The following is a 25110-nucleotide window of genomic DNA, read 5'->3' on the forward strand; positions in this document are numbered from 1 at the left end:
ATCTCCGGTATTCAGTGTTCGTTATTCATTGGTGCAGGCCACCACTTCTTCGAGTGAAGTGAGGCCCTGCTTGACTTTTGCGAGGCCCGACTGGCGCAGCGAACGCACGCCCTCGGCTTCGGATTGCTGCGCGATGTCGAGCGCGCTGCCATCGCGCAGGATGATTTCCTGGATAGCCTCGGTGATCGGCATCACCTGATAGATGCCGACTCGGCCCTTGTAGCCGCTGCTGCACGCAGAGCAACCGACTGGGCGATAGGGCTTCCAGGTGCCATCCAGGTCCGCTTCCTTGAAGCCGGCATCGAGCAGCGCTTCACGCGGAATGTCGATAGGCACGCGGCACACGGTGCACAGCCGCCGTGCCAGTCGCTGTGCAGTGATGAGAATCACGCTCGATGCGATGTTGAATGGCGCGATGCCCATGTTGCGCATGCGCGTGAGCGTGGTCGGCGCGTCGTTGGTGTGCAGCGTCGAGAGCACCAAGTGGCCGGTCTGCGCGGCCTTGATCGAGATGTCGGCAGTTTCCAGGTCGCGAATTTCGCCGACCATGATGATGTCGGGATCCTGGCGCAGGAAGGCGCGTAGCGCTGCGGCGAAGGTCAGCCCGGCCCGTTCATTGACGTTGACCTGGTTGACGCCGGGCAGGTTGATTTCGGACGGGTCTTCGGCCGTTGCGATGTTGACGCCCGGTTGGTTCAACAGGTTCAGGCAGGTGTAGAGCGACACCGTCTTGCCCGAGCCCGTGGGACCGGTCACGAGCACCATGCCGTAGGGACGGCCGATCGCATAAAGGAGCCGTTCCTTTTCGACGGCGTCGTAACCCAACGCATCGATGCCCATTCGCGCGCTGCTCGGGTCAAGGATACGAACCACGATCTTCTCTCCGAACAGCGTGGGCAACGTGCTCACGCGAAAGTCGATCACGCGGTCCGGTCCGATCTTGAGCTTCATGCGGCCGTCTTGCGGCACGCGCTTTTCAGAGATGTCGAGCCGGGAGATGACCTTGATGCGAGACGCCAGCTTTTCCTTGATGACCGTGGGCGGACTGGCAATTTCGCGCAGCTCGCCGTCGACCCGGAAACGAACACGGTAGTGATGCTCGTAGGGTTCGAAGTGGATGTCCGAGGCGCGCATGCTGACTGCGTCGAGCAGCATCTTGTGCAGAAAGCGCACGACCGGCGCATCTTCGACTTCGGCGACGGCCTGCTCGCTGACATCGCCTGATGTATCCGCACTGACGTCGTCGAATTCGAATTCGCTGCCGACGATGCTGTTGATGCTCTCCGCCGCAGTTGCCGCGGCGGCTTCGATCATTCGCGAGAGCTTGTCGTACTCTGCGATGACCCAGTCGACCCCCATCTGGGAGGCGAACTTGATCTTTTCGGCCGCCTGCTGGTCCGACGGATCGGCCGTCGCAACAATGAGACGGTTATTGCGCTTACTGAGAACGACGATGCGGTATGCGAGGCACAGCTTCGGATCGAGCAGGTCCTTGGGCAGGCGCTGGTGATCGATCGCATCGAGATCGAGTAGCGGGGCGCCGAAGGCGGTGGAAAGCGTGTGGGCGAGGTCCGCTGCCGAGACGGCGCCGGTGCCGGTCAGTTCGGCGATGAAGCTCGTGCGGCCGCTCAGGGACTTTTGATAAATGTCCTCTGCGATCTTTGCGGGCAGCTTGCCGGCCGAAACGAGAGCACGCGCCAAGCCCGGGAGAGCGATTTGCGAGAGTTCTTTAACTGGAAGTTCGGCAGCGGCCATTCAGCGAATGCAAAAGATGTGAGAAAGTGCTTCACGATCATCGCTCATCGCTCCTGTGCTGTAAATCGCTACACAGCAACAGGCATGGCCATTATTTGTGCCAGCCAAAGGCTGGTCGGGGTGAGAGGATTCGAACCTCCGGCCTCTACGTCCCGAACGTAGCGCTCTACCAGGCTAAGCTACACCCCGATTGGTTGCAAGAAAAAGAAGTCGTCCTAGATGCCAACTCTTGTGAGGTGTTTCAGGCACGTCGCTCAAGCAACTGAGCCGCTAATTGTAGCAAACCGGAAGCATGCGAATTGGATGGAAAGTTGCGCAAAGCATCGATTGCGCGTTTTGCTTCGGCTGCTGCGGCTGCGCGGGACGCATCCAGCGCACCGGTTTCGCGAACGATCTCCACCACCTTGCCCAACTGCGCCGTGTCGCCGGCTTCGATGGCTGCGCGCACCAATCCGCTTTGCGCTGGGGTGCCTCGCTGCATGGCAAAGATAAGAGGAAGTGTGGTTTTGCCCTCGCGGAGGTCGTCGCCCACGTTTTTGCCGGTTTCATGGGCGTCGCCTGCGTAATCAAGAACATCGTCGATCACCTGGAACGCAGTGCCCAGTGCCTGCCCATAAGTGGCGCAGGCTTCCTCGACCTCCGGCGTGACGCCGGCCAGCACGGCCGCGAGCCGAGTACTGGCTTCGAAAAGCTTGGCGGTCTTCGATCGGATCACGCGCAGGTAGGCTGTTTCGTCCAGCGATGCGTCATGCATGTTCATCAGCTGAAGCACCTCGCCCTCGGCGATCACGTTGGTTGCTTCGGCCAGGATTTCCATGACGCGAATGTTGTTTGCATCCAACATCATCTGAAAAGCGCGCGAGTACAGAAAATCGCCGACCAAGACGCTGGCCGGATTGCCGAACGATTCGTTGGCGGTCGCACGACCACGCCGCAGCGTCGATTCATCGACCACATCGTCGTGCAGCAAAGTGGCGGTGTGAATGAATTCCACAACGGCGGCGAGATTGAAGCGCTGCTCGCCCGTATAACCCAGTGCGCCCGACATCAGGAGCAGCAGCGCCGGCCGAAGGCGCTTGCCGCCGGCAGAGATGATGTATCGGGAGACTTGGCTGACCAGCGGCACGCCCGTATCGAGGCGGCGCGCGATCACGCGGTCGACTTCGACCATGTCGCCGGCAATCAGGTCCAGCACGGTGGCGGTGGGGGAGGTGTCGGCGGCGGGGACTGGCAAAGCGGGGGCGCGGGGCGCTGCTGAAGATGAGGGCGGCCCAGGGGCCGGAAGGCGCAAATTATAGGGAGGCCTGCCTGCATGCCGGGGCTCGGCGGAGGCAATGGGTGTTAGCGGCCGCAAACCGCGCTATAATCTTGGGCTCTGCGGAATTCGCCGCGGAGACTCATTTCTAAGAGGTTATACATGTACGCGGTCATAAAAACCGGTGGCAAGCAGTATCGCGTTGCTTCCGGCGAAAAAATTAAAGTAGAACAGATTGCTGCGGACGTAGGCCAGGAAATCGTGATCGACCAGGTTCTGGCTGTCGGAAACGGCGCTGAAATCAAGGTTGGTACGCCCCTGGTGTCCGGCGCAACGGTGACAGTCACGGTACTGTCGCACGGCAAGCACGACAAGGTCGGCATCTTCAAGATGCGCCGTCGCAAGCATTATCAGAAACGTCAAGGCCATCGCCAGCAGTTCACCGAACTGCAAATCGGCGCGATCGCCGGCTAAGGAGCACATTCCATGGCACAGAAAAAAGGCGGCGGCTCAACGCGAAACGGGCGCGATTCCAAGCCCAAGATGCTCGGCGTGAAGGCCTTCGGCGGCGAACTGATCAGCGCAGGCTCGATCATCGTGCGCCAGCGCGGCACCCAGTTCCACCCCGGCGTGAACGTCGGCGTGGGCAAGGACCACACGCTCTTCGCCCTGGTCGACGGCCACGTGTCGTTCGGTCACAAGGGGGCGCTCAACAAGCACATGGTCAACGTGACTCCCGCGGCGTAAGCCTCGCGTCACTTCGATCAGCCCGAGGCCCCGCTTTGCCGGGGCTTCTTCATTTGTAAACTGGACATCCCATGAAGTTCGTCGACGAAGCCTTCATCGACATCGCTGCCGGCGATGGCGGCAACGGCTGCGTGTCGTTCCGTCATGAGAAGTACAAGGAATTCGGCGGCCCCAACGGCGGCGACGGCGGCCGCGGCGGCCACGTGTTCGCGGTGGCCGACTCGAACCTCAACACCTTGGTCGATTTCCGCTATTCGCGCCGACACGAAGCCAAGCGCGGCGAGCACGGCATGGGCTCCGACATGTTCGGCGCGGCCGGCGACGACATCACGCTCAAGGTGCCGGTCGGCACGATCATCAGCGACGCCGAAACGGGCGAAGTGCTGTACGAGCTCCTGACCGAAGGCGAAGTCATCACCATCGCCAAGGGCGGCGACGGCGGCTTCGGCAACATGCGCTTCAAGAGCGCCATCAACCGCGCGCCGCGTCAGAAGACGCCCGGCTGGCCCGGTGAAAAGAAAAGCCTGAAGCTCGAACTGAAGGTGCTTGCCGACGTTGGCCTGCTCGGTATGCCGAATGCGGGCAAGTCGACGCTGATCAGCGCCATCTCGAACGCGCGGCCACGCATCGCGGACTATCCCTTCACCACGCTGCATCCGAATCTCGGTGTTGTGCGCGTCGGTCCGGAGCAAAGCTTCGTGGTGGCGGACCTGCCCGGCCTGATCGAAGGCGCATCCGAGGGGGCCGGCCTCGGCCACCTCTTCCTGCGCCATCTTCAGCGCACCCGGCTGCTGCTGCATGTGGTCGACATGGCGCCGTTCGACGACGCCATCGACCCGGTCGCCCAGGCCAAGGCCATCGTGGGCGAGCTGAAAAAGTACGACGCGGCGCTGTACGACAAGCCGCGCTGGCTGGTGCTGAACAAGCTCGACATGGTGCCCGGCGACGAGCGCGCGGCGCTGGTCAAGGATTTCGTCAAGCGCCTGCGCTTCAAGGGCCCTGTGTTCGAGATATCCGCGCTCACGCGCGAGGGCTGCGAGCATCTGGTGCAGGCCGTCTACCAGCAGGTCAAGGCCCAGCAGGTGGCGGAACAGGAGCCGGTCGAGATCGATCCTCGCTTTGTCCCGCTTCCGCCCGATCCGGCCTGAGTGCGGCATGGCATCGGAACCGATGCCCTTCCATAGATAGCAAAATCAGCAGCAGCATTCACGACCGCGACACCCCTCAATGACCTCGAATTCCGGATCCACTGCCTTGCGGGATGCCCGCCGTATCGTCGTCAAGGTGGGTTCCAGCCTCGTGACCAACGAGGGGCGCGGTCTCGACGAGGCGGCCATCGGTGAGTGGTGCCGGCAGCTCGCGCAACTGGTGCGCGACGGGCGAGAGGTCGTGATGGTGTCCAGCGGTGCCATCGCCGAAGGCATGAAGCGTCTCGGCTGGCGCACCCGCCCCCACGAGATTCATGAACTCCAGGCCGCTGCGGCCGTCGGCCAGATGGGCCTGGCCCAGATGTACGAAACCAAGCTGCGCGAAAACGAAATCGGCAGCGCCCAGGTCCTGCTGACCCACGCCGACCTGGCCGACCGCGAGCGCTACCTCAACGCGCGCTCGACACTCGTCACACTGCTGCGTCTTGGCGTGGTGCCGGTCATCAACGAGAACGACACCGTCGTCAACGACGAAATCAAGTTCGGCGACAACGACACGCTCGGCGCGCTCGTGGCCAATCTGGTCGAGGCCGATGCACTGATCATCCTGACGGACCAGAAGGGTCTCTATACGGCCGACCCGCGCAAGGATCCGAACGCGAAGTTCGTGCACGAAGCGGCAGCCGGTGACCCGGCGCTCGAGGCCATGGCCGGCGGTGCGGGCTCCAGCATCGGCCGCGGCGGCATGATCACCAAGATCCTGGCCGCCAAGCGAGCTGCCGGTTCGGGCGCGTCAACCGTGATCGCCTGGGGCCGTGAGGCTGATGCCTTGCTGCGGCTGACGCGCGGCGAATCCATCGGCACGCTGCTGGTGGCGCAGACGGCCAAGCACCAAGCGCGCAAGCGGTGGATGGCGGATCACCTGCAACTGCGTGGCGCTGTCGTTGTCGATGCGGGCGCCGCCGCCAAGGTGCGCGCCGAAGGCAAGAGCCTGCTGCCCATCGGCATGACTGGCGTGTCGGGCGAGTTTTCGCGCGGCGACGTGATCGCGGTGCGCGATGCAGAGGGCGTCGAACTGGCCCGGGGGCTGGCCAACTATTCGAGCGTCGAGGCGCGGCTCTTGTGCCGCAAGCCTTCTGCCGAGTTCGAGCGCCTGCTGGGCTACGTCGCTGAGCCAGAGATGGTCCACCGCGACAACATGGTGCTGATGCCCAGCTGATCGGCAAAGAAAAACGGGGCCCTAAGGCCCCGTTCGTTCATCTCGGCATTGATTTGCTGCTTATTGCACTTCGCGAATCGGATTGCGAATGTTCTGCACCATTTCCCCGACCGAGCTGCGCGGTGCGTTGCCGCGGCAGATGCCTTGGCTGGACAGCGCCGTCGTGTAGCGCGAGTTCAGGTCTTTGATGCGCTTCCATTCCTGCTTCGTCACTTCCTGCCATGCGCCGCTGTTGTAGCGCGCATAGCTCTTCATCTCTGCAGTCGAGCAACGCACGCCTTCGTAGAAGGCATTGACGGCGCCGCCGCTGCGGTTGCTGGCCACCACCACGTAGCGCACGATGCCGTCGGGCGTGATCGTGATGGTTCCCGGGTCGATGCCGAACTTCAGGCTCATGTACGGAGGCATCTCGATCGGCAGCAGGCGGCTTTCGCTGAAGGCCGGCGGCGGCGGGGCCGCGGACTCTTCCCATTCCTTGTCCGTCTCGGACCGCTTGGGGGGAGGCGCAGAACCCGCCTGCGCCCAGTCGGGGTTGTCGGTGTCGTACTTGCCGGAGGCGCAGCCGGCGAGGATGCCGAAGCACGCAAGCAGCAGGACGCGCTCAGCGTTGCGTCGGAAAGAAGGGCGCTTTGCCGTGCGTGTCGTTGGAAAGAGGAGGTTCATCGCTCGCAGAAGGAATGTCGGGATTCGGATCGAAACTGCCGCCGGGCGGCAAGTCCAGACCCGCGGGCGCTCCGGCGTCCAGCGAATGGCGCTCGAATTCTCGGGCGCGCACGTTGCTGCGCAGAAAGCGGTTGCGGAAGTCCTGCCGTGGCAGGTAGCGAGCAAGCTCGGTGAGTGCCATCTCGTAGACGCCGCGCTTGAACTCGACGACAACGTCGAGCGGCACCCAGTAGTCATGCCAGCGCCAGGCGTCGAATTCGGGATGGTCGGTTGCACGCAGGTTGAGATCCCAGTCGTGGCCGACGAGTTGCAGCAAATACCAGATTTGTTTCTGGCCCTTGTAGTGGCCCCGTGCGTCACGGCGGATGAACCGATCCGGCACCTCGTAGCGCAACCAGTCGCGGGTACGGGCCACGATGCGCACATGCTCCGGATGGAGCCCCACTTCCTCGTGCAGTTCCCGGAACATGGCTTGCTCGGGACTTTCGCCGCGGTCTATGCCGCCTTGCGGAAACTGCCAGGAATGCGTGCGTATGCGTTTGCCCCAGAAAACCTGGTTTCTCTGGTTGAGCAGGATGATGCCGACGTTGGGCCTGAAGCCGTCCCGGTCGAGCATAATCAAACCCCAATTTTTGAACTGAGTCGATTATGCATGCCGGGTTGCCCTCGGCAAGCGCGATGCCAGTCTCTCAGGGTCTCTCCGGGGGAGCAGTTCCCCACTTCCGAACGTCGAATCCAGCGATTCCATCACCACGATCCCGATGAAAGCTTCCCGATTTTTTGTCTCCACCCTCAAGGAAGCGCCCGCCGATGCAGAGGTGGCGAGCCACCGGCTGATGATGCGGGCCGGCATGATCAAGAAGCTCGGCACGGGCATCTACACCTACATGCCCATGGGCCTGCGTGTGATCCGCAAGGTGGAGGCGATCGTTCGGGAAGAAATGAACCGCGCCGGCGCCATCGAGCTCACGATGCCGGTGGTTCAGCCGGCCGAGTTCTGGCAGGAGACCGGCCGCTTCGAGAAGATGGGCCCCGAGCTCTTGCGCATCAAGGACCGGCATGACCGCGACTTCGTGATCCAGCCGACCAGCGAAGAGGTAGTGACCGACATCGCGCGCCAGGAAATCCGCAGCTACAAGCAGCTGCCGAAGAATTTCTACCAGATCCAGACCAAGTTCCGCGACGAACGCCGTCCGCGCTTCGGCCTGATGCGCGGGCGCGAATTCATCATGAAGGACGCCTACAGCTTCGACCGCGACCTCGACGCGGCCAAGGCCAGCTACCAGGTTATGGCGCAGGCCTACCGCAACATCTTCGACCGTTTTGGTCTCCGCTACCGCGCCGTGGCGGCCGACAGCGGCGCCATCGGCGGCGACCTGAGCGAAGAGTTCCAGGTGATCGCCGCGACGGGCGAGGACGCCATCGTCTACTGCCCCGACAGCAATTACGCCGCCAACATGGAAAAGGCCGAGGCGCTCGCTCCGGCTGGCCCGCGTCCCGCGGCTGCCAAGGCGCTCGAGAAGACGCCGACGCCCGGCAAAAGCACCTGCGCCGACGTGGCCGAGCTGCTCGGCGTGCCGCTCGCGACCACCATCAAGTCGCTGGTGCTGGCCACCGATATCGTCGATGAGGCCGGCAACCCGAAGGGTTCGCGGGTCTGGCTGCTGCTCCTGCGCGGCGACCACGACATGAACGAGATCAAGGTCGGCAAGGTGCCGGGCCTTGACCAGGGATTCCGCTTTGCGACCCTCGCCGAGATCGACGAGCACTTCGGCTGCAAGCCCGGCTACCTCGGCCCGCTGAACCTCAAGAAGCCAGTCAAGCTGGTTGCCGACCGCGAGGCTGCCGTGCTGGCCGACTGGATCACTGGCGCCAACGAAGTCGACTTCCACATGACCGGCGTCAACTGGGGCCGCGACCTGCCCGAGCCGGAAATCGTGGCGGACCTGCGCAACGTGGTGGCAGGCGATATCTCGCCCGACGGCAAGGGCGTGCTGGCCATCGAGCGCGGCATCGAGGTGGGCCACGTCTTTGTGCTCGGCACGAAGTACAGCAAGGACATGAACGCCACGTACCTGGACGAAGGCGGCAAGCCGCAGTTCCTCGAGATGGGCTGCTACGGCATCGGCATCACGCGCCTGCCGGCCGCCGCCATCGAACAGAATCACGACGAGCGCGGGATCATCTGGCCCGACGCACTGGCGCCGTTCACCGTGGTGGTCTGCCCGATCGGCATGGACCGCAGCCCCGAGGTCAAGGTGGCCGCCGAAGCGCTCTACGAAGAACTGCTCGCCAAGGGTGTCGACGTGCTGCTGGACGACCGCGGCGAGCGCCCCGGCGCGATGTTCGCCGACTGGGAGCTGATCGGCGTGCCGCACCGCGTGGTCATCTCCGACCGCGGCCTGAAGGAAGGCCAGCTCGAATACCAGCATCGCCGCGACACGGCTGCGACGAAGGTGCCGTCGGCCGGCATCGCCGACTTCATCGCCGGCAAGCTCGCCGCATGAGCTTCACCGGCCGTCGCAACGACGACCCAGGGGCAACCGCCGCGGCGGGTGGCATGGCCATCTCGCGGCGCAAGTGCCTTGGTGTTGCCGCGGCTTCGGGCGTTCTGTCGCTGACGGCGTTGCCGCAGACCGCTTTCGCCGGCGCACAGATCGAGGAGCCCTTGATCGACTCGGTGCGCACTGCGCTGAGTTCGGCGATCCACAACAAGGCGCCGCCGGTGCCGGAATTCACGACCACCGAGGCGCGCTTGGCGTACCTGCGCTGGCTTGGCGAAATGAGCGAGCGGCTCAAGAAGAAGATCGCCGACTGGCCCTCGCGCAAGGAATTCCTGCAGACCGCCTGGTACGAAGCCAAGCGCTCGGGGCTCGACGTGAGCCTGGTCCTCGGGCTGGTACAGGTCGAGAGCAACTTCCGCAAGTTCGCGGTGTCGAGCGCCGGTGCGCGCGGCTACATGCAGGTGATGCCATTCTGGACACGCGTGATCGGCGACAGCGATTCGGCCAAGCTCTTTCACATGCAGACCAACCTGCGCTTTGGCTGCGTGATCCTGCGCCACTACCTCGACCGCGAGAACGGCGACCTGTACATGACCCTCGGCCGCTACAACGGCAGCCGCGGCAAGTCGCCGTACCCGAACGCCGTGTTCGCGAACCAGCGGCTCTGGGCCTACGACGACAAGGCGCGAGAACGCGAAAGAGACCGCGAGCGCGAGAAGGACCGTTCGGCAGCTTGAATCTCACTTTCGCGAATAGGCGAAAGCGGCTCTGCCCAGCGACGTGGCGCGCCAGGACTTCAAGCTAGGTTTTTGTGACCATCACCTGGTCGATGCGGTAGCTGTCGACGTCCATCACCTCGAAGGTGTAGCCGCCCCAGGCGACGCTGTCCGTCCGCTTGGGCACGCGGCGCAGCATCACCATCAAAAAACCCGCGAGCGTTTCGTACTCTTCCGAATGCGGCAGCTCGTCGATCTGCAGCGCGCGCTGCACGTCCTGAATCGGCGTGATGCCGTCGATCAGCCACGAGTTCTCGTCGCGCTTCACGATCTGCTCCTCGTCGGGCATCGTCACGAGGTCGCCCATCACCGTGCTCATCACGTCGTTGAGCGTGATCACGCCTACCACCAGGCTGTATTCGTTGACGATGATCGCGAAATCTTCATGCGCCTGCTGGAACTGCTCGAGCACCTCGGTCAGCGAGAGCCGGTCGGGAATCACCAGCGCCTTGTGCAGCGTGAGGCCCTGGTCGAAGGCGAGCGGCTGGCCGCTCAGCACGCGCTGGAACATCTCCTTGGCATCGACGTAGCCGAGTACATGGTCGATATCGCCATCGCACACCGGATAGGCCGAAAACGGCTCGGCCACGATACGCGCGCGCAGCACCGATTCGGGATCGTCGTGCAGGAACCAGGCGATGCTGTCGCGCGCCGTCATCACGCTGCTCACGAGGCGCGTGTCGAGCTCGAACACGTTGGCGATCACCTGCTGCTCGCGCACCGCGAGCACGCCGGCCCGCGCGCCGGCCTCGGTCATCGCGAGGATGTCGGCCGAGGTGATCTTGTCGTCGCGCGCCATCGGCATGCCGAGCACCTTGAACAGCAGGTCGGTGCAGCGCGTGAAGAACCACACCAGCGGCTTGAAGGTGGTGATCAGCACCAGCATCGGCCCGACCATGCGCACCGCGATGCGCTCCGGGTCGCTCATGCCGAGGCGCTTGGGGAAGAGGTCTGCGAAAACCAGGAACACCGCGATCACGATCACGAACGAGCACAGGAAGGCTACGTTCGCGGATGCTTCCACGCTCAGCCAGCTCTCGAAGAAACGCGCGAAGTAGGGGCTCAGCGAGCCCTCACCCACGACGCCGCCGAGGATCGCCACTGCGTTGAGGCCGATCTGCACCACGGTGAAGTAATGGCCCGGCTGCTCCTGCACGCGCAGCACGCGCTCGGCGCGCGCATCGCCCTCGTCGGCCATCTGGCGCAGGCGAAGACGCCGCGAGGCGGCCAGGGTGATTTCGGCAAGGGAGAAGAACGCGCTCATCGCGATCAGCAAGACGATGATGAGCAGGCTTTGGGTGAGGTTCATGGTGGCACGGCGAAGAGTGCCATGGTGCCATGACTCGGCCCGCGAAAACCCCTCAGACGCCGCCGTGCGGGTGGGTCGGGTCGACCCACAGGACCGATTCGGGTTTCTCTACAGGCTCGATGTCGAGGTTCACTGCCACCGCCTCGCCATCGCTGCGGCACAGCACGCATTCGAGCGTCTCGGTCGCGCTGGCGTTGATTTCCTGGTGCGGCACAAAAGGCGGCACGTAGATGAAGTCGCCCGGTCCGGCTTCGGCGGTGAACTCGAGCTTCTCGCCCCATCGCATGCGGGCCCGGCCGCGCACGACGTAGATCACCGATTCGAGGTGCCCGTGGTGATGGGCGCCGGTCTTGGCATCGGCATGGATGGTCACCGTGCCGGCCCAGAGCTTCTGGGCGCCCACGCGGGCGAAGTTGATGGCGGCGGCCCGGTTCATGCCGGGCGTCTGCGCCGTGTTGACGTCGAGCTGGTTGGCGCCGATCACGCGCACGCCGTCGTGCTTCCAGGCCGGGCTTTCATCGCCCTCATGCGAGTGGCCGTGGTCCGCGTGATCGTGGCTCATGGCAAGCCTCGGGGAATCAGGCGGGGTTGCCGTTCAGCACCTGTTGCAGCTCGCCCGACTCGTACATCTCCATCATGATGTCCGAGCCGCCAACGAATTCGCCCTTTACGTAGAGCTGGGGAATCGTGGGCCAGTTGCTGTATTCCTTGATGCCCTGGCGGATGCCGTCGTCTTCGAGCACGTTGACGGTCTTGAGCGTCTTGGTGTCGACGCCGACGGCCTTGAGGATCTGGATCGCGCGGCCGGAGAAACCGCACATCGGGAAGCTGGCATTGCCCTTCATGAAGAGCACGAGTTCGTTGGTTTTGACGAGGTCGTCGATGCGTTGCTGGGCGTTGGACATGGGGACTCCTGAAAAGTGGGGGCTGAAGGGGATTATTTCACCGCGCGCCAGATTCCGCCCGAGCAGCGCTGGATGCCTGCCAGGTCGTCCCGGCTTTGGACTTCTGCGAAGCCGCGGGTTTCGAGCAGTTGGCGCACGGCGGCGGCCTGGTCGTGGCCGTGTTCGAGCAGCAGCCAGCCGCCTTCGGCGAGGTGATCGGGGGCAGCCTGGACGATCTGGCGGATGTCGTCGAGCCCATCCGCGCCCGCGACCAGCGCGGAGGAGGGCTCGTGCCGCAGCGCGGGCAGATGCGGGTCGTTGGCGGCGATGTACGGCGGGTTGCTGGCGATGACCGTGTAGCCGTTGGCGGCTCCATCGAGCCAATCGGCCTGAGCAAAACGCACCGGCAGGCCGAGGCGTTGGGCGTTGGCCTCTGCGACGGCGAGCGCGTCGGCGCTGGCATCGACCGCATCGACCTGTGCATCCGGGCGCGCATGCTGCAGCGCCAGTGCGATCGCGCCGCTGCCCGTTCCCAGGTCGAGCACGCGGGGCGCGTCGCGGCCTTCGAGGCATTGCAGCGCCCAGTCGACCAGCGTTTCGGTGTCCGGGCGAGGCACCAACACCCGCGCGTCCACTTGCAGGTCGAGACCGTGGAATTCCTTCGTGCCGAGCAAATAGGCCACCGGTTCGCCCGTCAGACGGCGCGACAGCTGCGCCGCGAGCGAAGCCCATGCGGCATCGGACATGGCATCGGTGTCGTGCGCGAGCAGCCAGGCACGGTCGTGCGGCGCGCGGCCCAGCGCATGGAGCAGCAGCAACTGCGCATCGAGCCGATCGACGCCCAGGGCCGCGGCCGCGGCCAGCGCCAGCGCCACGGTCGAGGGTGCGGTGGCTTCGGTCATCACGCGGGAAGGCTCGATTCCAGCTCGGCCAGTTGCTCGGCCTCGCGTGCGGCGCGCAGGGCTTCCAGCACGTCGCCCAGGTCGCCTTCCATGATTGCCAGCAGCTTGTAGAGCGTGAGGTTGATCCGGTGGTCGGTGAGCCGCCCCTGAGGAAAGTTGTAGGTGCGGATGCGGTCCGAACGGTCGCCGCTGCCGATCAGCCCTTTGCGCATCGCCGCGTCCTTGGCGGCGCGCTCGCTGCGGTCCTTTTCCTGGATGCGCGCCGACAGCACCTGCAGCGCCTTGGCCTTGTTGCGGTGCTGGCTGCGGTCGTCCTGGCATTCGGCCACGATGCCGGTCGGAATGTGCGTGATGCGCACGGCCGAGTCGGTCTTGTTGATGTGCTGGCCGCCGGCGCCGCTCGCGCGGTAGGTGTCGATGCGCAGGTCCGCGGTGTTGATCTGCACCGCCACGGTTTCGTCGGGCTCGGCCAGCACGGCAACCGTGCAGGCGCTGGTGTGGATGCGGCCCTGGGTCTCGGTGGCCGGCACGCGCTGCACGCGGTGGCCGCCCGATTCGAAGCGCAGCTTGCCGAAAACCTCGTCGCCGACGATGCGGATCACCACTTCCTTGTAGCCGCCGAGTTCGCTCGCGCTCTCGCTCACGATTTCGCAGCGCAGGCCGGCGCGCTCGCAGTAGCGCGTGTACATGCGCAGCAGGTCGCCCGCGAACAGGGCCGATTCGTCGCCGCCCGTGCCGGCGCGGATTTCCATGAAGGCGTTGCGTGCGTCGTCGGGATCCTTGGGCAGCAAGAGGCGCTGCAGCTCTTCTTCGAGCTGCACCAGCTCGGCCTCGGCGCCGGCGATTTCCTCGGTGGCCATCTCGGCCATGTCGGGGTCGTCGAGCATTTCCTTCGCCCCGGCGATGTCGGCCTCGCGCTGCTTGTAGCGCTCGTAGCGGCCGGCGATCTGCGTGATCTCGGCGTGCTCGCGCGAGATGGTGCGGTACTGCGCCATGTCGCTCATGATGTCTTCGCGCGAGAGCAGGAAGTCGAGCTCGCCGAGGCGCTGGACGTAGCGTTCGAGTTGATGGCGAAGAAAGGATTTCACGGAAGAAGGCGCTCGGGAAAATGGGAGATGAATGCCGCGTGCAGCGGCAGGGCGCAGGGAGACCGCGGCACGCAGGGCCGGGCCGCTGACGAGCGTCGCTAACGCTCTTTGCGCAGGAACAGGCGCGAGATGGTCTGCGCGGTCTGCTCGCGCGATGCGGCATCGCCCGAATGCAGCTCGGCCATGGCGCCGTGCATCATCTTTTGCGTGAGCCCGCGCGACATCGCCTCGAGCACCGCATCGACCGATTCGCCCTTGGCCAGGAGCTTGCGGGCGCGCGCCATCTCGGCGGCACGCCATTCGTCGGCCTGCGCATTGAGCTGCTGGATCAGCGGCACCGTGCTGCGCTGGCCGAGCCAGTGCATGAAGCTCTGCACGCCGGCATCGATGATGACTTCGGCCTGCGCCACCGCGGCCTGGCGATTGGCCTGGCCCTGCTGCACCACGTGCGCAAGGTCGTCGACGGTGTAGAGGTAGACGTCCTCCAGCGCCTTCACTTCGGGCTCGATGTCGCGCGGCACGGCCAGGTCGACCATGAAGATCGGGCGGTGCTTGCGCGCCTTGAGCGCGCGCTCCACGGCGCCCAGGCCGATGATCGGCAGCGTGCTCGCGGTGCAGCTCACCACGATGTCGAATTCGGCAAGCCGCGCCGGCAGGTCGGCCAGCCGCATCGCCTCGCCGCCGAAGCGCGTGGCGAGCTTTTCGCCGCGCTCCAGCGTGCGGTTGGCAATGGCGATGGACTTCGGCTCCTTGGCCGCGAAGTGCGTCACCGCGAGATCGATCATTTCGCCCGCGCCGACGAACAGCACGCGCGTCTTGCGCAGGTCTTCGAAGAGTTGCCCGGCCAGCCGCACGGCCGCGGCGGCCATGCTGATGGAATGCGCGCCGATCTCGGTGGCGGTGCGCACTTCTTTCGCGACGGCGAACGAGCGCTGGAACAGTTGGTTGAGCGTGGTGCCCAGGGCGCCGACGTTCTCAGCCGCGCGCACCGCGTCTTTCATCTGGCCGAGGATCTGGGCCTCGCCGAGCACCATCGAATCGAGCCCGCTGGCCACGCGGAAGACGTGGCGCGCAGCCTCGTCGTCGTGCAGGGTGTAGGCGTGGGAACGCAGCAGCGTGGGCGCCACGCCGCCGCTCTCGGCCAGCCAGCCGAAGGTGTGGTCGAGGGCGATGTGTTCGGAGGCGCAGTAGATCTCGGTGCGGTTGCAGGTCGAGATGATCGCGGCTTCCACCTGCGGGTGGCGGCTGCTGGGGAAGGAGCTGCGGAGGCTCTGCAGCGTCGGGGCGATTTGATCGAGCGCAAACGCAAAACGACCGCGCAGATCGAGCGGCGCGGTCGTGTGGTTCAAGCCGAGAGCCCAGACAGACATGGGCGTGATTATAAAATCAGCAGCGGCTCGGGGCTTGCCGAGGGACAAATGGCTTTCCCTATAACAGCCATAACCTTCGCCACATGGTGGCGCCCCCTCCCACCTCTCCTCGATGGACCTGCTGGCCCTCCTCAATCACCTGCTTAATTTTGTGGCACCCGCGGCGTTCGTCGCGCTGGTGCTGGCCCTGGTGGGGCGCTTCCTTGGCGGGCGCCGGACGGGCGTTCCGCGCTGGTGGATGCAGTGGGCCATCACCTTCGGGGCCGGCGTCGGGGTGCTCGTCGTGGGCCTGGTGGTCTTCGGGCGGGACGGCGTGATGACGACCTATGCCGCGCTCGTGGCGGTCTGCGGCACCGTGCAATGGCTCGCGATGCGCGGCTGGCGCCGCTGATCAGCCCAGCCGGCGGACCATGTAGACCGACGTGCCGGGATAGGTCGCGAGCCGGGCCTGCTGTGCCGGATCTGCCGGCTGCATCGCGGCATAGCCCTGCCGCTCCCAGAAACCGACCGACGCCTGCACCGACACCAGCGTCGACTGTCGCCAGCCGGCCTTCACCGCGTGCGCCCACGCATGTCGAACGAGCTGCGGCCCAAGTCCCAGACCTGAAGCGGCCGGGTGCACCGCTAGGTCATGCAGGTACAGCGCATCGGCTTCCGGTGCGACCTCGAACTCGCCGTGCAGCGCCGTGAGCTTGCCGGCAATCGAGGGGTAGGCCGCCAGATAGGCCCTGACGGTGCCCTCATGCCCCGCCACCCATCCCGTCTCCGGCGCCGCAGCCAATCGCCGCGCGATCAACGCACCGTCTTCCACGAAGCCCGCGCCGTAGCAGGCGAGCTGGATCGCGAGCACCGCGTCCAGATCGTCCGCGCGCATCGCACGCACGAAGACAGCGCCTGCCGCGACCGCCATCAGGCCAGCAGCAGCTTGTCGTCGTCGAGCTTTTTGCCGCGCGTCTGCTCGAACATGCGCAAGAGGTCGGGCACGTCGAGGCCCGAGCGTTCCGGCCCGGCCACGTCGAGGATCACCTGACCCTCATGCAGCATGACGGTGCGCGAACCGTAGTCCAGCGCCTGCCGCATGCTGTGCGTCACCATCATCGCGGTCAGCTGGCTGCCTTCGACGATCTTGGCGGTCAGCTCCAGCACGAAGGCGGCGGTCTTCGGGTCCAGCGCTGCCGTGTGCTCGTCCAGCAGCAGGATTCGCGAGGGCTTGAGCGACGCCATCAAGAGGCTCACCGCCTGCCGCTGCCCGCCCGAGAGCAGGCCGATGCGGTCCGCCAGCCGGTTCTCCAGCCCCAGCTTGAGAATCGACAGCTTCTCGCGGAACAGCTCGCGCAGGCTCCGGTTGAGCGAAAAGCCGAAGCCTCGCCGCTCGCCGCGCTTCCACGCCAGCGCCATGTTCTCCTCGATGGTCAGCGCCTCGCAGGTGCCGGCCATCGGGTCCTGGAACACGCGGGCTACCATGCCCGAGCGCTGCCAGGCGCTCATGCGGGTCACGTCCTTGCCGTCGATTTCGATGCTGCCCTTGTCGACGATCAGGTCGCCGCTCACCGCATTCAAGAAGGTCGACTTGCCCGCGCCGTTCGAGCCTATCACGGTGACGAACTGGCCGGTCGGAATTTCCAGGCTGAGCCCGCGCAGCACGCGGTTCTCGATCGGCGTGCCCGGGTTGAAGGTCATCTCCAGGTTTTGAGCGCGCAGCATCAGTTCTTCCCTTTGAAGAGGCCGCGCAGCTTGCGCTTGTAAGCAGGGATCAGCAGCGCGACCGCGACCAGCACGGCGGTCACCAGGTTCAGGTCCTGCGCTTGCAGGCCCATGAAGTCGGTGTTGAGCGCCATCGCGATGAAGAAGCGGTAGAGCAGCGCACCCAGCACGCAGGCCAGCGTGGTGATCACCATGCTGCGCGCGGGCAAGAGCGTCTCGCCGATGATCACCGCGGCCAGGCCGATCACGATCGTGCCCACGCCCATCGAGATGTCGGCCGTGCCCTGGCTCTGCGCGAACAGCGCGCCGGCCAGCGCCACCAACGCGTTGGAGAGCGCCAGGCCCGCCATCGTGTGGAAGTCGGTCGAGATGCCTTGTGCGCGCGCCATTCGGGCGTTGCCGCCGGTGGCGCGCATCGCGAGGCCCGCTTCGGAGGCGAAGAACATGTCGACCAGGATCTTCGCGACGATCACGATGAAGAGCAGCAACAGCGGCTTGGCCCATTGCTCGGGCATGCCGCCGAAGTCGACCATGGTGAACAGGGTCGGCTCGGTGATCAGCGCCACGTTGGGCTTGCCCATCACGCGCAGGTTGATGGAGTACAGCGCGATCATCACCAGGATGCTCGCGAGCAACTGCATGATCTTGAGCTTGACGTTGAGCCACGCCGTGACCCAGCCCGCAGCGGCGCCCGCCACGCAGGCGACCGCGGTGGCGGCCACCGGATTCCAACCGAGGACGATCAGCGTCGCGGCCACGGCGGCGCCCAGCGGAAAGCTGCCGTCCACCGTGAGGTCGGGGAAGTTGATGATGCGAAACGACATGAAGACGCCCAACGCGACCAGTCCGAATATCAGACCGATCTCGATGGCGCCCAGCGAAGCGATGAGCGACATAAATAAAGAAGCTGGCTTCTTACTTCGTGGCCACGACCTTGGCGCTCTTCAAGAGCGATTCGGACAGCGTCACGCCCTGCGCCTTGGCGGCGGTGGGGTTCACCACCAGCTCGAAGTTGGTGCTGGTCTGCGAGGCGATGGTGCCGGGCTTCTCGCCCTTCAGGATGCGCACGACGATCTTGCCGGTCTGGCGGCCGATGTCGTTGTAGTTCAGGCCGAGGGCCGCCACTGCGCCGCGCTCGACGGTGGCCGTGTCGGCCGCCACCACCGGCAGCTTGGCCTGCTGGGCGACCTTCACGATGCCTTCGAAGGCCGAGACCACGTTGTTGTCGGTCGGCGTGTAGATCACGTCGGCCTTGCCCACCAGGCTCTGCGCGGCGGTCGGCACGTCCACGGTGCGGGCGGCGGCGGCTTCGACGACGGTCATGCCAGCATCGGCCGCGGCCTTCTTGAGCGAGGCGACGATCGCCACCGAATTGGCTTCACCGGGGCTGTAGATCACGCCAATGCGCTTGGCGTTCGGCACCACCTGCTTGATGAGGCCGATGTGCTTTTCGAGCGGCGAGAGGTCCGACACGCCGGTCACGTTGGTGCCGGTGGCGTCCCAGTTCTTCACCAGCCTGGCGGCCACCGGATCGGTGATGGCCGAGTACACGACCGGAATCGTCTTGGTGGAGGCCACCACGGCCTGCGCCGACGGCGTGGCGATGGCGACGATCACGTCGGGCGCATCGCCCACGTACTTGCGGGCGATCTGGGCGGCGGTGCCCACGTTGCCCTGCGCGCTCTGGTAGGTGAACTTGAGGTTCTTGCCTTCTTCGTAGCCCGCCGCCTTGAGTTCGGCCTTCACGCCGTCGCGCACCGCATCGAGTGCCGGGTGCTCGACGATGGCGGTCACCGCCACCGACTTGGTCTCGGCCGCGAACGAAGGCGCGGCGGCCAGCATGCCGAGGGCCAGGGCGACAGCGCTGAAGGGGGTGCGAAGCAGGGCGTTTTTCACGTGAGGGTCTCCGGGTGGGGATGGGAATGTCTGAGGTGGAGGCCGCCGGCGTGCGCCGGGGCGGGGAATTCAGCGGCGTCGCGAAACTGCGTGTGCAGTCCCGGCAGCTTCGAAGTCTAGATCGTACTTTGCACAATTAAGGTGCATGGACGGATCGGGCTTACCCCGCTTTAGGAAACATAATTGCATCTATTGGAGGACGCAAGAGATGAAATTGCACGAGATCGAACTTGACCGGATCGACAGGCGGATTCTTGACCACTTACAGGTGCACGGCCGCGCCACCAACCTCGAGCTGTCGGAGGTTGCCAACCTGTCGCCCGCGCAGTGCATGCGGCGCCACCGACGGTTGGAGGAGCTGGGCCTCATCAACGGCTACGCGGCGCACCTGAACGCGCGCCACGTCGGCCTCGGCGTGATCGCCTTCATCCACGTGACCATGGCGCGGGGCCACGTCGACGAGCTGCCCAAGTTCCAGGACCTGATCGCCGATCTCAAGCAGATCCTGGAGTGCTACTCGGTGACCGGCGACTTCGACTACGTGTTGAAGGTGGTCGCGCGCGACCTGGAGTCGCTCTCGCAGTTCCTGATGCACACGCTGATGCACATGCCCGGCGTGTCGGCCGTGCGGTCCAGCGTGTGCCTGAACGAGATCAAGTGCACCACGGCGCTGCCGCTGGAGTGATGAGCCTCAGGTCGGCATGCCGGGGATCGGCGAGTTCTGCGTCGCGGGCGCCGGCGCGGCCGCGGCGGGCTCGGTGGGCGCCATCATGAACGTCGTCGGCGTTGCCATCGGCAGCGCGGCTTTCTTCAGTTCGTCGAGGATCGCGAACAGCAAATCGCTGCGCACGCCGCCCGCCAGCCGCGGGCTCGCCACGTAGGCGATGGCCTGGAAGATCAAGAGCCCGTTCTCGATGCCCTCCAGCGTGAGCGACGGCGCCGGTGTTTCCAGCACCCCTTCGTGCGCGCGGCAGGCTTCGAGGATCAGCCCGCGCACGCGCTGCGCATCGGTCGTCAGCGGCATCGGCAGGCGAATCAGCACGCGGCCCTCGGCATTGGACAGCGTCATGTTGCGCACGGTCTTGGTGATGAACTCCGAATTCGGCACGATCAGCGTGGAGCGGTCGCCCAGCACGATCTCGGTGGCGCGCACGTTGATGCGCCGCACGTCGCCCTCGGCCGTGCCCAGCACCACCCAGTCGCCCACCTTCACCGGCTGCTCGGCCAGGAGGATCAGCCCCGAGATGAAGTTCTGCACGATCGCCTGCAGCCCGAAGCCGATACCCACCGACAGCGCGCTCGCCACCCACGCGATGCGCTCGATGCCGATGCCCAGGGCCGAGAGCGCGAACGCGATCACCAGGATGCCGCCCACGTAGCCCAGCAGCGTGGTGATCGAGCTCTGCATGCCCGGCTCGAGCTGCGTGTTGGGCAGGTAGCTGCGCTCGAGCCAGCGCTTGAACACGCGCATCACGATGAAGCCGACCACCGCCACCGCGATGGCGCTCAGGATGGCGCCCGGCACCAGCTGGAACTCGCCCACCTTCACGCCGGTGCCGAACTTGCCGCTGCGCTGGAACACCTCGCCCGGCCCCGTGCCCAGCGGCGCGGCGAGCGCGATCAGCATGTAGAAGAACAGTCCGACCCGGCTCAGCCCCGAAAGCACCGTGGCCGCCTGGTCCAGCGTTTGCGGCGCGAGGTTGAAGCTCTTCTGCAGTCGCTGGCCGAAGGTGCTGCGCGACGACACCAGCGCCATGAACACGTCGTCGGCGAACTTGAACAGCACGTAGAAGGCCGCGGCCACGATGCCGCTCCAGGTGAGCTGCGAGGCCAGGAAGCTCGCGAGCGCCACGTAGCCCACGGCCACCAGCACCCAGATCGCGATCATCAGCACGCCGATCAGCGCCACCAGCAGGCCGACCCACATCGGCCGCTCGGGCAGGCCGGCATCGGGTGCGTCGGCGCGCAGGGCCTTCAGGCGGTAGACGACCGTGCCCACCAAGGCGGTGAGCAGCAGCGCCGTCAGCACATGCGTGCCCACCACGGCGGCGAAGCTCGCGTCGATGAGCGCATTGATCTCCGCGGGCGTCCACGCGAGCGCCGCCACCAGCGCCACCAGCCACGGCAGCACCGACAGCCGCTCGGCCGTGGCATCGGGAATGGGCGGCAGCCGCCACGACGGCCGGGCGGTGGCCAGCAGCGCGCGCCCCAGGCCGATGACGAATGCCATGAAAGTCAGCGCCTGCGCCGCCGACTGCAGCGCCTTGCGTGCCTGCGCGTCCCAGGTGGCATAGGCCTTGAGCACCTCCACGAAGCCGTGCGCGGCCACGGCCACCAGCAGCACGTGGGCCGCGACGATGGCGATCACCAGCAGCGAACGACGCAGCCGCCCGGCCGGCAGCACGCGCATCGCGAGGCGCGCCAGCCCGTGTTCGGCCGCCCAGACGCCCAGCCACGCAAGCAGCAGCGCGCCGATAAGCGCGGCGATCACCGGCGTGCGGTTCTCGGGCTCCAGCGCCTGCGCGAAACCGTCATCCAGCGCGAGGGCTATCGCCTGCAGCCGGGCGAGGTCATCGGGCCAGGCTTCGCGCAGGTCGTTCCAGAACGTGCCGTTGAGCGGGGAGGCGGCGCGGCTGGTGAGCTCGGCCTCGAACTGCTGGCGACGCTGCGACACCAGGTCGGTGCCGCGCTGGCGCACGTCGATCGACAGCAGCCTGGCCAGGCGGATGTCCGCATCAAGCGCATTGCGCTCCTTGGTCAGCTGCGCGCGCTGACGCGTGATGTTCGGGTCTTCGGTGGCGCCGGCGGCGGGCGGATTGCCCAGTTCGCCGAGCCGCGCGTTCAGGTCGGCCAGGTCGCCGACGCGGGCGGCGACGAACTTGTCGGCCTGCGCGCCGATGTCGTTGATCTGCGTGAGCTGCTTGCGCGCATCGTCCTCGGCGCCCGGGATGGCATTGGCATTGGTGCCGCCCTTGCCTGCAGGGGCGATCCTGGCGAACTCCGCGCGCAACTCGGCGATGGTGGGAGCCGGCGCCGCGGCGGCGGTGTTGGCACCGTTGTTGGGGTTGCCGTTGCCGGCGGCCATGCTGGCGTCCGGCTGCGCGATGGCGCTGCCGCACGTCAACACCATCCACAGGGCCAGGATGGCGGGGAGGCAGATGCCCGCCAGGCGAGAGGTCCGATTCATGGCCGCATCATAGAAGCCGCCATTTCGTAAACGCCGGTAAGAAGTGCTGCGTCAGCCGGCGGGGCTGAACAGGTCGACCCTGTCCGTGATGATGCCGTCGGTGCCCAGCGCAATGAGCCGTTGCGCGGCCCAGTCGTCGTTCACCGTGTAGCTCAGCGAGCGCATGCCCGCGTCGTGCACTCGCGCGACAGTGCCAGCGTCCCACAGCGCGTGGTTGCAGACGACGGCCTGGCAGCCGAGATCGAGCGCCGCCTCGAGCCAGCCCTTGCGAAGCGAATCGAGCAGCAGGCCGCGCGGCAATTCGGGCTGCACCGCGGCCGCGCCGCGCAGCGACTCGACCTGGAACGAGGTGAGCAGCGGAGGAACCGCCGCACCTTGCCAGAGGCGCGCCGCTTCGCGCGCCACGACCTCGCCGGTTTCGCGCTCGATGCCGGGCGTCGGCTTGATCTCGATGTTGAGCAGGTAATCGTTGGCCAGGCAGAAGCGCGCCAGGTTCTCCAGCGTGGGCAGCGGCTCGCCGGCGAAGGCGCGCGAATGCCAGCCGCCCGCATCGAGCTGCGACAGCGCGCTCCACGGCTGTTCGCCGCCGATGCCGCGGCCGTTGGTGGTGCGATCGAGCGTGGCGTCGTGCATGAGGAACGGCACGCCGTCGGCGCTCAGCTTGGCATCGCACTCGAACATGCGGTAGCCGTGCGCCGCGCCGAAGCGGAAGGCGGCGAGCGTGTTTTCAGGAGCCAGCTTGCCGGCGCCGCGATGCGCGACCCATCGGGGATAGGGCCAGGGGCTGCGTTCGGCCATCGTTCAATCTGCCCGCTTGCCCGATCCGGCGTCGAACCAATGCAGCTTGTCTTCGCGCGCGGCGATCTTCACCGTGTCGCCGGCGACCGGCGGGTGATCGCTTTCGTCGGTGCGCATGATGATCTGCTCGTCGCCGATGCGGCCGTACACCAGGCGCTCCGCGCCCAGCAGTTCGACCTGCTCGACCTGCACCGTCCAGCCGCTTTCGTCGAGCTTCATGTGCTCGGGGCGGATGCCCAGGATCTGGCCCGCGCGCACGCCGGGGGCGTGCTTGAGCAGGTTCATCGGCGGCGAGCCGATGAAGCTTGCGACGAAGGTGGTAGCGGGGCGGTTGTAAACCTCTTCGGGCGTCGCGAACTGGTCCATCACGCCGCCGTTCATCACGATGATCCGTTGCGCGAGCGTCATCGCCTCGACCTGGTCGTGCGTGACGAACAGCGAGGTGATGCCCAGCTCGCGGTGCAGCTTCTGGATTTCCAGGCGGGTCTGCGCGCGCAGCTTGGCGTCGAGGTTCGACAGCGGCTCGTCGAACAGAAACACCTGCGGCTGCCGCACGATCGCGCGGCCCATGGCCACGCGCTGGCGCTGGCCGCCCGAAAGTTCGCGGGGCTTGCGCTCCAGCAGGTGGCCCAACTCGAGGATCTTCGCGGCCTTGTCCACGCGCACCTTGATCTCGGGCACCGGCACCTTGGCGATCTTCAGGCCGTAGGCCATGTTCGCGAACACGCTCATGTGCGGGTAGAGCGCGTAGTTCTGGAACACCATGGCGATGTCGCGCTCGGAGGGTTCGAGCTGGTTCACGACCTTGCCGCCGATGGCGATTTCGCCGGCGGAGATTTCCTCCAGGCCCGCGACCATGCGCAGCAGCGTGGACTTGCCGCAGCCCGAGGGCCCGACGATCACGATGAACTCATGGTCGGCGATCTCGGCGCTCACGCCGTGGATGACCTGGTTGGCTTTCGGCCCGTGGCCGTAGCGCTTGATGACGTTGCGTAAAGAGAGAGCTGCCATTTTTTATTTCTCGGTATCCACAAGGCCCTTGACGAACCACTTTTGCATCAGCACCACCACCAGCGCGGGCGGCAGCATCGCGAGGATGGCGGTGGCCATCACGACGTTCCATTCGTTCTGCCCGTCGCCGCCGGCAATCATTCGCTTGATGCCGACCACCACCGGGTACATGTCTTCGCTCGTGGTCGCCAGCAGCGGCCAGAGGTACTGGTTCCAGCCGTAGATGAACTGGATCACGAACAGCGCCGCGATCGAGGTCTTCGACAACGGCAGCAGCACGTCGAAGAAAAAGCGCATCGGGCTCGCGCCGTCCATGCGCGAGGCCTCGGTGAGTTCGTCGGGCACCGTGAGGAAGAACTGGCGGAACAGGAAGGTCGCCGTGGCCGATGCGATCAGCGGCACCGTGAGGCCCGCGTAGGTGTTCAGCATGTTCAGGTCCGACAGCACCTTGTAGGTGGGCAGGATGCGCACCTCCACCGGCAGCATCAGCGTCACGAAGATCGCCCAGAAGCAGATCTTCTTGAACGGGAAGCGGAAGTAGACGATGGCAAAAGCCGACAGCAGCGAGATCGAAATCTTGCCGATGGCGATGACCATGGCCGTCACGAAGCTCACCCACATCATGTGCGCCACCGGCGCGTTGGAGCCCGCGCTGTTCTCGCGCCCGAAGAGCGCGCCCTTGTAGCTGTCGACGATGTTCGAGCCGGGCAGGAGCGGCATCGGCGCCTGCACGATTTCCTGCGCTGTGTGCGTGGAGGCCACGAACGCCAGGTAGAGCGGGAAGGCGACGATGAGGACGCCCAGGACCATGATGACGTGGGCCAGGATGCCGTGGGTTCCGCGCTTCTCAACCATGCCGTGCTCCGCCGGATTTGTCTTGTTGTTGCTTCATCA

Annotated in this window: 26 protein-coding genes and 1 tRNA gene; 8 read left to right on the plus strand and 19 right to left on the minus strand. The window is 65.7% G+C overall.

All coding sequences use genetic code 11. The annotated features are described in order from the left end of the window. Positions 1 to 21: 21 nt before the first annotated feature. The 3 genes from pilB to QFZ83_RS03115 all read right to left on the minus strand — a co-directional run bounded on the left by pilB (position 22) and on the right by QFZ83_RS03115 (position 2989). Positions 22 to 1755 (minus strand): type IV-A pilus assembly ATPase PilB, encoded by a 1734-nt coding sequence (pilB, locus tag QFZ83_RS03105; protein WP_013543201.1) that lies wholly within the window; start codon positions 1753 to 1755, stop codon positions 22 to 24. A gap of 112 nt (positions 1756 to 1867) precedes the next feature. Then, a tRNA-Pro gene (locus QFZ83_RS03110) sits at positions 1868 to 1944 on the minus strand. Positions 1945 to 1996: 52 nt separating this feature from the next. After that, entirely contained in the window at positions 1997 to 2989 is a 993-nt protein-coding gene (locus tag QFZ83_RS03115; RefSeq protein ID WP_307502529.1) for a polyprenyl synthetase family protein, read from the minus strand. A 183-nt stretch (positions 2990 to 3172) separates the two neighbouring features. Between QFZ83_RS03115 and rplU the strand changes: the two genes are divergently transcribed. From rplU to proB, 4 genes are all read left to right on the plus strand, one after another. Then, a complete protein-coding gene (gene rplU, locus QFZ83_RS03120) occupies positions 3173 to 3484 on the plus strand; it encodes a 50S ribosomal protein L21 (protein WP_042578903.1) in 312 nt (103 codons plus the stop codon). Between the two features lie 12 nt (positions 3485 to 3496). After that, entirely contained in the window at positions 3497 to 3757 is a 261-nt protein-coding gene (gene rpmA, locus QFZ83_RS03125; RefSeq protein ID WP_013543198.1) for a 50S ribosomal protein L27, read from the plus strand. A 71-nt stretch (positions 3758 to 3828) separates the two neighbouring features. Beyond that, positions 3829 to 4905, plus strand: a complete 1077-nt coding sequence (cgtA, locus tag QFZ83_RS03130; protein WP_307502533.1) for an Obg family GTPase CgtA — start codon at positions 3829 to 3831, stop codon at positions 4903 to 4905. A gap of 79 nt (positions 4906 to 4984) precedes the next feature. Then, entirely contained in the window at positions 4985 to 6124 is a 1140-nt protein-coding gene (proB, locus tag QFZ83_RS03135; RefSeq protein WP_306881724.1) for a glutamate 5-kinase, read from the plus strand. Between the two features lie 60 nt (positions 6125 to 6184). Here the strand turns inward: proB and QFZ83_RS03140 are convergent, their stop codons facing one another. Both QFZ83_RS03140 and QFZ83_RS03145 read right to left on the minus strand, forming a co-directional pair. Continuing rightward, positions 6185 to 6787 carry a CNP1-like family protein gene (locus tag QFZ83_RS03140; RefSeq protein WP_307502538.1) on the minus strand — a complete coding sequence of 201 codons (603 nt, stop codon included), beginning with the start codon at positions 6785 to 6787 and terminating at the stop codon, positions 6185 to 6187. Continuing rightward, a complete protein-coding gene (locus QFZ83_RS03145) occupies positions 6726 to 7403 on the minus strand; it encodes an RNA pyrophosphohydrolase (protein WP_306881797.1) in 678 nt (225 codons plus the stop codon). Before QFZ83_RS03145 ends, QFZ83_RS03140 begins: the two co-directional genes overlap by 62 nt. A gap of 145 nt (positions 7404 to 7548) precedes the next feature. On the opposite strand from QFZ83_RS03145, the gene QFZ83_RS03150 reads away from it, so the two are divergent. Together QFZ83_RS03150 and QFZ83_RS03155 are read left to right on the plus strand one after the other, a co-directional pair. Beyond that, positions 7549 to 9294, plus strand: coding sequence for a proline--tRNA ligase (locus tag QFZ83_RS03150; protein ID WP_307502541.1), 1746 nt, complete (start codon positions 7549 to 7551; stop codon positions 9292 to 9294). 53 nt (positions 9295 to 9347) lie between these two features. Continuing rightward, a complete protein-coding gene (locus QFZ83_RS03155) occupies positions 9348 to 10028 on the plus strand; it encodes a lytic transglycosylase domain-containing protein (RefSeq protein WP_373457525.1) in 681 nt (226 codons plus the stop codon). Positions 10029 to 10092: 64 nt separating this feature from the next. Here QFZ83_RS03155 and QFZ83_RS03160 read toward each other — a convergent pair whose 3' ends face one another. The 6 genes from QFZ83_RS03160 to hemA all read right to left on the minus strand — a co-directional run bounded on the left by QFZ83_RS03160 (position 10093) and on the right by hemA (position 15620). After that, the gene (locus QFZ83_RS03160; RefSeq protein WP_307502547.1) at positions 10093 to 11376 is read right to left on the minus strand and encodes a hemolysin family protein; all 1284 of its coding nucleotides are present in this window, start codon (positions 11374 to 11376) and stop codon (positions 10093 to 10095) included. Between the two features lie 52 nt (positions 11377 to 11428). Then, positions 11429 to 11938 carry a cupin domain-containing protein gene (locus QFZ83_RS03165; RefSeq protein ID WP_307502550.1) on the minus strand — a complete coding sequence of 170 codons (510 nt, stop codon included), beginning with the start codon at positions 11936 to 11938 and terminating at the stop codon, positions 11429 to 11431. A 16-nt stretch (positions 11939 to 11954) separates the two neighbouring features. After that, the gene (grxD, locus tag QFZ83_RS03170; protein ID WP_307502552.1) at positions 11955 to 12281 is read right to left on the minus strand and encodes a Grx4 family monothiol glutaredoxin; all 327 of its coding nucleotides are present in this window, start codon (positions 12279 to 12281) and stop codon (positions 11955 to 11957) included. A 32-nt stretch (positions 12282 to 12313) separates the two neighbouring features. Beyond that, complete coding sequence (gene prmC, locus QFZ83_RS03175; RefSeq protein WP_307502555.1) at positions 12314 to 13162, minus strand: peptide chain release factor N(5)-glutamine methyltransferase; 849 nt, start codon at positions 13160 to 13162, stop codon at positions 12314 to 12316. Next, positions 13162 to 14250 carry a peptide chain release factor 1 gene (gene prfA, locus QFZ83_RS03180; RefSeq protein WP_307502558.1) on the minus strand — a complete coding sequence of 363 codons (1089 nt, stop codon included), beginning with the start codon at positions 14248 to 14250 and terminating at the stop codon, positions 13162 to 13164. Before prfA ends, prmC begins: the two co-directional genes overlap by 1 nt. Before the next feature lie 98 nt (positions 14251 to 14348). Then, positions 14349 to 15620, minus strand: a complete 1272-nt coding sequence (hemA, locus tag QFZ83_RS03185; protein WP_013543186.1) for a glutamyl-tRNA reductase — start codon at positions 15618 to 15620, stop codon at positions 14349 to 14351. A 112-nt stretch (positions 15621 to 15732) separates the two neighbouring features. Between hemA and QFZ83_RS03190 the strand changes: the two genes are divergently transcribed. Then, positions 15733 to 16011 (plus strand): hypothetical protein, encoded by a 279-nt coding sequence (locus QFZ83_RS03190; protein WP_307502562.1) that lies wholly within the window; start codon positions 15733 to 15735, stop codon positions 16009 to 16011. On the opposite strand, the gene QFZ83_RS03195 is transcribed toward QFZ83_RS03190, so the two are convergent. The 4 genes from QFZ83_RS03195 to QFZ83_RS03210 are packed head-to-tail and all read right to left on the minus strand — an operon-like array spanning position 16012 to position 19220. Continuing rightward, on the minus strand, positions 16012 to 16530 hold the full coding sequence (locus QFZ83_RS03195; RefSeq protein ID WP_307502565.1) for a GNAT family N-acetyltransferase: 519 nt from the start codon (positions 16528 to 16530) through the stop codon (positions 16012 to 16014). Beyond that, on the minus strand, positions 16530 to 17324 hold the full coding sequence (locus QFZ83_RS03200; RefSeq protein ID WP_307502568.1) for an ABC transporter ATP-binding protein: 795 nt from the start codon (positions 17322 to 17324) through the stop codon (positions 16530 to 16532). Before QFZ83_RS03200 ends, QFZ83_RS03195 begins: the two co-directional genes overlap by 1 nt. Next, the gene (locus tag QFZ83_RS03205) at positions 17324 to 18220 is read right to left on the minus strand and encodes an ABC transporter permease (RefSeq protein ID WP_307502571.1); all 897 of its coding nucleotides are present in this window, start codon (positions 18218 to 18220) and stop codon (positions 17324 to 17326) included. Before QFZ83_RS03205 ends, QFZ83_RS03200 begins: the two co-directional genes overlap by 1 nt. 19 nt (positions 18221 to 18239) lie before the next feature. Continuing rightward, the gene (locus QFZ83_RS03210) at positions 18240 to 19220 is read right to left on the minus strand and encodes an ABC transporter substrate-binding protein (RefSeq protein ID WP_373457490.1); all 981 of its coding nucleotides are present in this window, start codon (positions 19218 to 19220) and stop codon (positions 18240 to 18242) included. A gap of 214 nt (positions 19221 to 19434) precedes the next feature. Between QFZ83_RS03210 and QFZ83_RS03215 the strand changes: the two genes are divergently transcribed. Next, positions 19435 to 19905, plus strand: a complete 471-nt coding sequence (locus QFZ83_RS03215; RefSeq protein ID WP_144299149.1) for an Lrp/AsnC family transcriptional regulator — start codon at positions 19435 to 19437, stop codon at positions 19903 to 19905. Between the two features lie 6 nt (positions 19906 to 19911). Here QFZ83_RS03215 and QFZ83_RS03220 read toward each other — a convergent pair whose 3' ends face one another. The 4 genes from QFZ83_RS03220 to ugpE are packed head-to-tail and all read right to left on the minus strand — an operon-like array spanning position 19912 to position 25071. Then, positions 19912 to 22407: a DUF3772 domain-containing protein gene (locus tag QFZ83_RS03220; RefSeq protein WP_307502574.1), complete on the minus strand. Its 2496-nt coding sequence runs from the start codon at positions 22405 to 22407 to the stop codon at positions 19912 to 19914. Between the two features lie 51 nt (positions 22408 to 22458). Further along, the gene (gene ugpQ, locus QFZ83_RS03225; RefSeq protein WP_307502576.1) at positions 22459 to 23205 is read right to left on the minus strand and encodes a glycerophosphodiester phosphodiesterase; all 747 of its coding nucleotides are present in this window, start codon (positions 23203 to 23205) and stop codon (positions 22459 to 22461) included. Between the two features lie 3 nt (positions 23206 to 23208). Continuing rightward, positions 23209 to 24216, minus strand: a complete 1008-nt coding sequence (ugpC, locus tag QFZ83_RS03230; protein WP_013543177.1) for a sn-glycerol-3-phosphate ABC transporter ATP-binding protein UgpC — start codon at positions 24214 to 24216, stop codon at positions 23209 to 23211. A gap of 3 nt (positions 24217 to 24219) precedes the next feature. After that, positions 24220 to 25071, minus strand: coding sequence for a sn-glycerol-3-phosphate ABC transporter permease UgpE (gene ugpE, locus QFZ83_RS03235; protein ID WP_013543176.1), 852 nt, complete (start codon positions 25069 to 25071; stop codon positions 24220 to 24222). Between the last annotated feature and the right edge of the window lie 39 nt (positions 25072 to 25110).

This window comes from Variovorax sp. W1I1 (assembly GCF_030815625.1).
In the GTDB taxonomy this organism is placed as follows: domain Bacteria; phylum Pseudomonadota; class Gammaproteobacteria; order Burkholderiales; family Burkholderiaceae_C; genus Variovorax; species Variovorax paradoxus_C.